We start from the raw sequence: 9,324 nt of genomic DNA on the forward strand, positions 1-9,324 counted from the left end.
TACTGCGCTTATTCGTTCCAGTGATTCGGGTCTAAACGCTTTTTGTCCCACTCTCTTTTTTATTGTACTTTTTTAGCACATAGACCGTCTAAATAATAAGAAATGCTCAATGGAATTTACTAAAGGAATAGGAATGTTAGTATTTCTAGATTCACTACATTAAGATAGATAACATTAAAAAGACCATTAGGAACAATATTGTTTTTATTAAATTCTCTTTAAGAAAAAAGAATTCTACAAAACGCTCTACTTCAAGTTTTGCTAAATTTTATTTTTTTATCCATTTAAAAGATTAGACATTTCATTGTTTCTAGTTTTGAAAAAAACTATACTAATTTTTGTGCGAAAGAACAGAATGCTACTTAAGTTCTCTAGTTTAACGAGATAAAATGACTCTTGCGCTAGTTATCTATCTTAATGAACAGGAACAGTTTCATAACAATAGGAGGTGTTTCTGAATTGATTGAATTAAAAGAGGTCTCAAAAGAATTCATTGGACAAAATGGAGCATTCAAAGCCGTTGATCAGGTTAGTCTGTCTATTGAAAAAAATGAACTTTTTGGTGTCATTGGAGAAAGCGGTGCAGGAAAATCAACCTTATTGCGCTTTATCAATGCTCTAGAAAAACCAAATGAAGGCCAGATATTGGTTGACAATGTAGATGTTCAGCATCTATCTAAAAAAAAATTGCGACTCTATCAAAAAAAAATCAGTATGATCTTTCAACAATTTAATTTACTCAGCAATAAAACTGTTGAAGAAAACATCCTGTTGCCTTTAGAACTATATGATTACAAACAGACTTTACCGATTGAAACCGTATTGGATTTTGTTGGGTTGAAAGATAAACGCACCAGTTATCCTGCTGAGCTTTCTGGTGGACAAAAGCAGCGTGTCGGTATCGCGCGTGCATTGATTACACGACCGACAATCCTGCTTTGTGATGAACCAACGTCTGCTTTAGACCAGGGAACAACGAAGGAAATCGTCGATGTGCTAAAAAGGGCTCATCAAGAATTCGGAATGACTGTGGTAATCGTGACGCATGAGTTAGAAGTGATTAAAGAATTGTGCACACGTGCAGCAGTAATCGAAAAAGGACGATTGATTGATACGATTCAAGTCACACGTAAAGATGAGCAGAAAATCTTTAAGTCTTATCACCAACGGGCGTTAGAGGTGTTAGGTAATGTCTGATTCGCTGGAAATTTATCTTGAGCGCGTGATTGACCACGCACCAAATCTAATAGAAAGCCTATATGAAACCGCCATTATGATGGGCTTTTCTATGGTTGCTGCTATTCTTTTAGGACTGCCTTTAGGAACCTTGCTCTTTTTAACGGCAAAAGGAAAACCAGTGGAAAATAATTGGCTCTATCAATTAGCCAATATTTTTGTCAATATCATCCGTTCATTTCCCTTTTTATTATTAGTGATTGCCATGCAGCCAGCCATTCGTCAATTCTACGGGCGTGCAACAGGAGATCCAATTGCTGCATCATTTCCGATGATGCTTATTGCAATCGTACTTTATGCACGTTTTGTTGAGCAGTCTCTGCTAGATGTTCCTAAAGGCGTAATAGAAACGGCTCAGTCAATGGGAGCAACTATTCCTCAACTGGTATGGAAATTTTTATATGTAGAAGCACGAAGTTCATTATTGATTGGATTCACTACAGCTTTTGTTAGTTTTATTTCCTATTCTACTATTATGGGAGTTGTTGGCGGAGGGGGAATTGGAGACTTCGCGATTCGGTATGGCTATCAACGATATGAAACCGATATTATGTATACAGCAATCATCATTATTATTATTTTTGTCGTCTTAGTGCAATGGTTAGGACTAAAAATTGCGCACAAGATCGATAAGAGGTAACACAATTTATTTTCAAAAGGAGAGAGTTTAATGATAAAAAAAGGTTTATTTTTAAGTAGTTTGGCTTTATTTCTAGCAGCATGCGGTACAGGTAATTCAGATTCAGGCAGTTCATCAGAGGTTGCAACTACCGATGGAACGGCTGAACAAGAAGAAATCGTCATTAAAGTAGCATCACATTTGCCACCAATGACAGACATTGTTGAAATAGCTGGAGAGGTCATCGCTGAACCCTATAAAGTGGAATTAGTCGAAGTATCCGATAATATCCAATACAATGAAGCTTTACTTAATGATGAGGTAGATGCCAACTTTGCACAACATAAACCGTTTATGGAAAAATTCAATACTGAACGTGATGGAAACTTGGTGGCTCTTCAAACAATTTATAATCCAGTTGTAGGATTTTATTCACCTGTTTACGATTCAATCGAAGAACTTGAAGATGGAGCTGAGGTAGCGATTCCTAGTGACGTTTCTAATGAAGCTAGAGCATTATCTATATTAGATCACTACGAAGTGATTACATTGGATCCCGAAATAGACAACCATGAAGCGACTGTAGAAGATATCACAGAAAATCCTAAGAATTTAACATTTACACACATTGATTTATTAAATTTAACAGGCGCATATGAAGATGGAGTAGAACTGGTTTTTAACTACCCAACTTACATTGACAGTATTGGTTTGAAAACAGAAGATGCTGTCTTATTAGAAGATGATGATGCCTATACCTTTGCGATACAATTGATTGCACGTGAAGACAATCAAGATTCTGCTGAAATTCAAGCATTGCTCGAAGCTTTTACATCTCAAGAAGTTTACGATTACTTGGATGAATTATCAAAAATCGGACATTTAGAGCCAGCATTTGAGCCAGCTAAGTAAATAAAAATAAAAAAATAGTTTTTTAATACATGGGAAAAGTTCCTAGATTTATGCTTCAAAAATATAAGCAATGCTTAATTTTGAAGCTCAATACATTAGGACTTTTCTCTTTTTGTATGCACAAAGACATTGTTTGCTTAATAAAAAAGTAATATTATCGGTAGCAATTAATAATTAAATCATACTCAGATAGGGAATGACTCATTCTTTAAATGAGTTGAGGACTAGAGAGATTTATAATGATATTACGTACAAAATAATGTAAAATAACAGTAGATAAGCTTAATATAGATTTTTCCAAAGAAAGAAGGGTTAAGATGTACCAAAAAAATAGGAGTGCTTATAGAACAGCTATCTTAGGTATTCTTACAGCTATTATCATTATTCAAAATTTCGTACCATTACTGGGGTACATTCCTATTCCTCCCTTAAATCCTACAATTATTCATATTACGGTTATTGTAGTATCCATTACACTTGGAACAAAAGATGGTATGATCATTGGTTCTGTTTGGGGAATTACTCGTATGATCAAAGCCTTTACAATGCCGGCTTCGCCGTTTGATTATTTTTTATGGAGGAATCCCATTATTGCGATCCTTCCGCGTATTCTCGTTGGTTTTGTAGCTGGATATACGTATAATGTATTAAAGAAAAGAGTATCTAAGGATTCAACAGCAATGATCATTTCTTCTATCTTAGCTTCATTAACAAATACTATAATGGTATTAGGATTAATCTATATTATTTATGGTGAGACTTATGCTTCATTGTTAGAAGTAGACTATTCAAACCTGTTAGGAGTTTTAGGGACAGTTGTCTTAACAAATGGAGTAGGTGAGGCGATAGCTGCTGCTATTATTGCACCTATTATCGCACGTCCTTTAAAGAAATTTAGTACGCAAAAATAAAAAAAGCCGTAGAAGAGGTAAAATCTTCTACGACTTTTTTTATTAGGGCCTATAATTTTTAGTGTTGATAGATTAATCAAAACACTCACTAAAAATTTCTGAAGGAATAGGGTTGCTTGTAACCTTTTATAGGATTCAATGAGAATTATAAACCGTTAGCGCTTCAGCGATTACGATTTGTTTGAAGCTGGACCGCCTGTAAGACTGTAGTCTTACAGGCGGTCCCCATGGCTCCACAAGCAAACCCGTCCATTCCAGAAGAAATTTTACTTTAAAGCATCCACACCATTTGTCATACAACCTTTTATTATAGCAATTCTTTTCTTAATTGTGCAGGAGATTTATCTGACAAGTAAGTCATTGGAACATCCAATACACTAAAAGCACCCGCTTTTCCTTCTTGTTTAAACTTAACAGCAGCTCTAGCATAAGCCACCAAGATAGAAGAAGTAAACTCAGGATTACTTTCTAATTCAAGTTGGAATTCAGCTTTTTGTTTGCTTCCAGTTTCTGATTCTCCCGTACGGATAACGAATCCGCCATGAGGCATTTGTTGGTGATCTGTTTCAAATTGTTCTTCGTCAATAAAATGAACGACTGTTTCATAAGGTTCAAAATAATTTGGCATTGATTTGATTGTTTGTTCAATTTCTGCTTGATTTGCGCCTTCTTCAGAAACAACGTAGCAAATACGCATGTGTTTTTCGCGAGTAGATAGCTCAGGGTTCAGACCTTTACGAACTTCTTCTAAAGCTTTATCCAATGGCACAGTGTATTGAACACCTTTTTTCACGCCAGTTACACGTCGAATAGCGTCGGAGTGACCTTGGCTCAATCCTTTGCCCCAAAAAGTATATGTTTGTCCTACAGGAAGAACAGCTTCAAATAATGCTCGGTTGATTGAGAATAAACCTGGATCCCAACCTACAGAGATAATACTGACGTTTTGGCCACTTTTAGCAGCAAAATCTATTGCTTCAAAATAAGCTGGAATATTCCCATGATTATCATAACTATCAATGGTCGAAAAATGTTTTGCTAGTTCTGGCCCTTGCTCTGGCAGGTCAGTAGCTGATCCACCACATAATAGTAAAACGTCAATAGCATCTTTGTAATCTAAAATATCGTCTATACTAACTGTAGGCAAGTTTGAGTCTACAGTTGCAGGATTACGTCTAGTAAAGACTGCAACACCTTCCATATCTTTAAATTGTTTAATTGCTAGTTCGACACCTTTGCCAATATTGCCGTAGCCAACTAAACCGATTCTAATTTTTTGAGTCATTTTATTTATCTCCAATCTATATTTGAAATGTCATCGTTCACTTTTAGTATAATCGATATTAGAACAGATTCCAATAAAGGGATAAAAAAGAACAAACGTTCATCTTCATTTCTTTTTTGTTTTCACATATGATATAATTTAAAGCGTAGAAAAGTTTAAGGCGGTGGCTAACTCTTGTAAAAAGGGGTGATGCCAATGTTTTTTGTTTGGGCTTTCCCTAGAAAGGAAAACTCATGAGCATTTATGAGGCACTGATGTTTGCATTAGCTTTTGCAACTCTTGTTTTAAAAATCTCGTCAAACAAAAAAAAGTAACCGTCTAAGCTTTAGCGAGTAGGACGATTACTTTTTGTATTAAGTTCTATAGTAGCTGCCGTCTTTAACGGTTCTATTCTAAAGAGGGGTATGTTGACGCATATCTCTCTTTTCATATCTAGTTTAGCATGGATCTTTGGCTTTTTCAAATAAAATCACTATTTTAACCGTATGACAAACAAAAAGAAAAAAATAAAAACGAAACAGAATAGTAATACTAGTTTAACGTTTTTAATCTATTTCAATGTTATACTGGTTAAGAAGTTTTTCAGTAACAAAACTAAGTCAATGACATTTATAGATTGGAGCATGAACATGAAAGATTCTAAAGATAATAAAAAGAATACTCGTTCAAACAAATACGATAAAGAAAGAAAAACGATAAAGATATTAACCGTAGCAGTGATTATTGCAGCATTAGTTGTAATCGGATTGGTAGTTATGTCACTTTTTAGTGGTGGAGATGAGCCACAAGAAGTAACAAAAGAAAGTTCAAGTGTTATAATAAAAGATACAGAAAGCTCAAAACAAAGTGAATTGACAAGTTCTGAAGCTAGTTCTGAATCATCTGAAAGCGAGTCAAGCGAGTCCGAAGAAAGTCAAGAATCAGAATCTGTTGAAACAAAAGAAACAGAACCAACTGACGAAAATGTAACAGAAGCATATACTGGTGACTGGAAACCAGTTGAAACAGAGCAAGAAGGGGAACACACCACAAATTTTAATGATGGATCTCAAGATCGTATTGAAATCAAAAAAGCTGCTTCAGTTGCAACAGGCTTAAATGAGTCAGATATGATTGAATGGTGGGTCGAAAATAGTGGGGAAGGACAGGTAGTAGCTACTGTTTCAGATAGTGCCCAAACCAAAAATTATCGTGTTTATTTAAAATGGGTAGATGATCAAGGATGGCAACCAACGAAAGTCGAACAGTTAAAAGAAAATGATAAACAATAAACTTAAAAATTAAATTCAAAAACTGGTATTAAAGCGAATGATTGCTTAGTACCAGTTTTTTTCGTGTATTTTAATCTGATTTATTGAATAGGGATAATAAGTAGCTTAACAAGCGCTTTTCATTTCTGTTCTGAGTAGAAAAGATGATATGATAGTCTTAAGTATCAATAACTTAAATATATGTGGGGAATGAGACTATGCGTTGGAAAGATAGAAGAAAAAGTAATCATGTAGAAGATCGCAGAGGAAAAAGTACTAGTGGTAAGACGTTAGTTGGGGGTGGAATAGGCGGGGTCCTTATTCTGTTGGCGTTCACTTTTTTAAGTGGCGGAAATTTTGGTGATTTTTTAAACTCCGTTGTATCAGATCCTGGTGGAAATACAGCGACTGGTTCCTATCAAGAAACCGAAACAGAATCTGAGCGAGCTGATTTTGTTTCGGTAGTCCTAGCAGATACAGAAGATGTTTGGACGGATGTTTTTCAAGAGTATGGATATGAGTATCAAGAACCAACTTTAGTGCTTTTTTCTGGATCAGTTCAGTCAGCATGTGGTGTCGCAGGTTCTTCAACAGGTCCGTTTTATTGTCCAGAAGATGCTAATTTGTATATTGATTTAAGCTTTTATGATGAATTAAGCCAACAGTTCAATGCTCCAGGAGATTTTGCAATGGCGTATGTCATTGCTCATGAAGTAGGTCATCATGTTCAAACTCAGTTAGGACTGACAGAGCAACTAAATATCTTACGGAACGAGCTGAGTGAAACAGAATTTAATAAATACCAAGTTCGTTTTGAGCTACAAGCAGATTATTTTGCAGGTGTTTGGGCAAACTATGCTCAAGGGTTAGGCTACTTAGAAGAAGGAGACTACGAAGAAGCTATCAATGCTGCGGGTGCAGTAGGAGATGATCGTCTTCAACAACAAGCACAAGGATACGTTGTTCCTGAAAGTTTTACTCATGGTACTTCTGAGCAAAGAATGTATTGGTTTGAACACGGATTTGAATCTGGTAATTTAGAAGATGGAGATACATTTGACGGGAATGCTAAATTTAAACTTCCATAAAAAGTTTCTAGATTTCAGTGTAAAGTCAAACTACGGAGGTTAAGATGAAAAATTTAGATAAGAACTTTAATATGGTACAAGACATCTTAAATAAAACAGAAGAAGAATTAAAAAAAATGAACCCAGTCAATATCATGGTAGTAGGAAAGACAGGGGTAGGCAAGAGTACCTTGATCAATAATTTATTTAGAGAAAATCTTGCCTTAACCGGTATCGGAAGACCGATTACGAAACACTTAAGGCGTATTTCTAAAGAAGGAGTCCCATTAGTGTTATATGATACTAGAGGACTGGAATTAAGTCTTGAAGTACAAAAAGAAATCAAAAGTGAGATTTTTGACACGATCAAAGAAAATAAAAAACTAGGTATTCAAGGAGAAATACACCTTGCTTACTACTGTATTAATGCAAATTCTTCACGAATAGAGCCAACAGAACTTGAACTCATAAGAGAATTGAGTGAAAAACTTCCAGTTGTGATCGTTTTGACTCAATCAATTGGTGAACCGGCAGCAACATTTAAAACATATATTGAAAACCTTAATTTACCGATTTATGGTGTAGTATCTCTTATGGCTGAAAATTTCAAATTAACGGAAGAAATGTCGATTCCAGCGTTTGGATTAAAAGAATTACTTGAATTAAGTTTTGAAATCATACCTGAAGAAGCAAAAAAGGCTTTTAACAATGCCCAACAAGTAGATATTGCACGAAAAGCGAACTCTGCTCGTAGTTGGGCGACAAGATATATCGCTACTTCATTTGGAGTAGGATTTTTACCGATTCCTTTTTCTGACGCATCCGTTCTTGTGCCCATGCAGGTAACGTTATTGGCTCATATTACGGCTATTTTTGGTATTTCAATGGACAAAGCCACTATTGCAAGTCTTGTAGCAGCAATAGGAGGGACTGGGGGAGCTACTTTTGCGGGAAGGTACATCGTTTCAAATGTGATAAAATTGATTCCTGGAGCAGGTACAGTTGTTGGAGGTCTCATTAGCGGTACAACAGCTTCAATCATCACAACGGCGCTTTCTATGAGCTATATTGAAGTGTTAGCAATCATAGCAGCCGGAGAAAAAGATGGAAAATACCCCGATTTAAGAAACATTGAACAGTTAATGAAAGCAAAATTTCAAGAACGTCTTAAAAAAGGCGCTAAAATCAGTAAAAACCTTGATTTAACAACAGATTTACCTAAAGAAACAAATGAATTAAAAAAACAATCTAAAAAAGATCAACTTATGAGTAATTTCAAAAAGTTAACCCAACGAAAAAAATCAAATAAATAATGATAAATCGACTAATTTTAAACTCAAAATAAATAACTAATCATTGAACCGAAATAATTGTTTATTTCGGTTTTTTTTACGAACTTTTTTAGTTTGTAGAAATTTTATATCTGACACTAAAATTAAACCAAAAATACTTTTTATATTTCATTTAAACTAATTTTAAAAAAAGTCTCGTAAAGAATTCATTCAGCAATAAAATCAACTGATTAAAATTTAAGTACAAGCGAAAAAAAGAACGAATATAAATAAAAAAATATAAACACACAAAACGAAGAAAAAGAATAAAGAAAAAGATAAAAATCAATATATCTAATAAAAAAGTAAGACAAATCTAAAAAGAGAGGAAATAGACAAAAATAGCTGTCTTTAATAAAAGTGTCTTTTTATCATTTTTACTAGTTTACATAATATATATTATACAAAGTAGTTATAAAGTGTAGTTTTCCTGTTTCTTATCTTTTTACGTCGATTTTGGACACTTTTAAGCTCAGTTAGCATTTCTTTGGTGATTAACTATCTATTAAATGCTTTTAATAGAGTTTTGAATCTACTATTATTCAATTCGACTATTTTAATCGTGTTTATTTACTTAACTATAAAAAAACAACATTCGCAACTCTGTATTCGTTACGAATGTTGTTTTGATTATTATTTTGTTAATGCTTCAGTTAATTGTGGCACAACTTGTTTCTTACGTGAAACCACACCTTTTAATAATGCACGGTTAT

Annotated in this window: 8 protein-coding genes; 7 read left to right on the forward strand and 1 reads right to left on the reverse strand. The window is 34.4% G+C overall.

The window, feature by feature from the left end; genetic code table 11:
• Positions 1–459 precede the first annotated feature (459 nt).
• The 4 genes from ABS911_RS07435 to ABS911_RS07450 all read left to right on the forward strand — a co-directional run bounded on the left by ABS911_RS07435 (position 460) and on the right by ABS911_RS07450 (position 3,678).
• Positions 460–1,197 carry a methionine ABC transporter ATP-binding protein gene (locus ABS911_RS07435; RefSeq protein ID WP_350467054.1) on the forward strand — a complete coding sequence of 246 codons (738 nt, stop codon included), beginning with the start codon at positions 460–462 and terminating at the stop codon, positions 1,195–1,197.
• A complete protein-coding gene (locus tag ABS911_RS07440) occupies positions 1,190–1,876 on the forward strand; it encodes a methionine ABC transporter permease (RefSeq protein WP_350467055.1) in 687 nt (228 codons plus the stop codon). The genes ABS911_RS07435 and ABS911_RS07440 overlap by 8 nt, the downstream gene beginning before the upstream one ends.
• A gap of 30 nt (positions 1,877–1,906) precedes the next feature.
• Positions 1,907–2,767 (forward strand): MetQ/NlpA family ABC transporter substrate-binding protein, encoded by an 861-nt coding sequence (locus ABS911_RS07445; protein ID WP_350467056.1) that lies wholly within the window; start codon positions 1,907–1,909, stop codon positions 2,765–2,767.
• Positions 2,768–3,084: 317 nt separating this feature from the next.
• Positions 3,085–3,678 carry an ECF transporter S component gene (locus tag ABS911_RS07450; RefSeq protein WP_350467057.1) on the forward strand — a complete coding sequence of 198 codons (594 nt, stop codon included), beginning with the start codon at positions 3,085–3,087 and terminating at the stop codon, positions 3,676–3,678.
• A 307-nt stretch (positions 3,679–3,985) separates the two neighbouring features.
• Here ABS911_RS07450 and ABS911_RS07455 read toward each other — a convergent pair whose 3' ends face one another.
• Complete coding sequence (locus ABS911_RS07455) at positions 3,986–4,963, reverse strand: diaminopimelate dehydrogenase (protein WP_350467058.1); 978 nt, start codon at positions 4,961–4,963, stop codon at positions 3,986–3,988.
• A 629-nt stretch (positions 4,964–5,592) separates the two neighbouring features.
• Between ABS911_RS07455 and ABS911_RS07460 the strand changes: the two genes are divergently transcribed.
• The 3 genes from ABS911_RS07460 to ABS911_RS07470 all read left to right on the forward strand — a co-directional run bounded on the left by ABS911_RS07460 (position 5,593) and on the right by ABS911_RS07470 (position 8,593).
• Entirely contained in the window at positions 5,593–6,234 is a 642-nt protein-coding gene (locus ABS911_RS07460) for a YrrS family protein (protein WP_341048116.1), read from the forward strand.
• Positions 6,235–6,431: 197 nt separating this feature from the next.
• Positions 6,432–7,301 carry a KPN_02809 family neutral zinc metallopeptidase gene (ypfJ, locus tag ABS911_RS07465; RefSeq protein ID WP_350467059.1) on the forward strand — a complete coding sequence of 290 codons (870 nt, stop codon included), beginning with the start codon at positions 6,432–6,434 and terminating at the stop codon, positions 7,299–7,301.
• A gap of 44 nt (positions 7,302–7,345) precedes the next feature.
• On the forward strand, positions 7,346–8,593 hold the full coding sequence (locus tag ABS911_RS07470) for a GTPase (RefSeq protein WP_350452503.1): 1,248 nt from the start codon (positions 7,346–7,348) through the stop codon (positions 8,591–8,593).
• Positions 8,594–9,324: the final 731 nt, after the last annotated feature.

The organism is Carnobacterium sp., assembly GCF_040274425.1.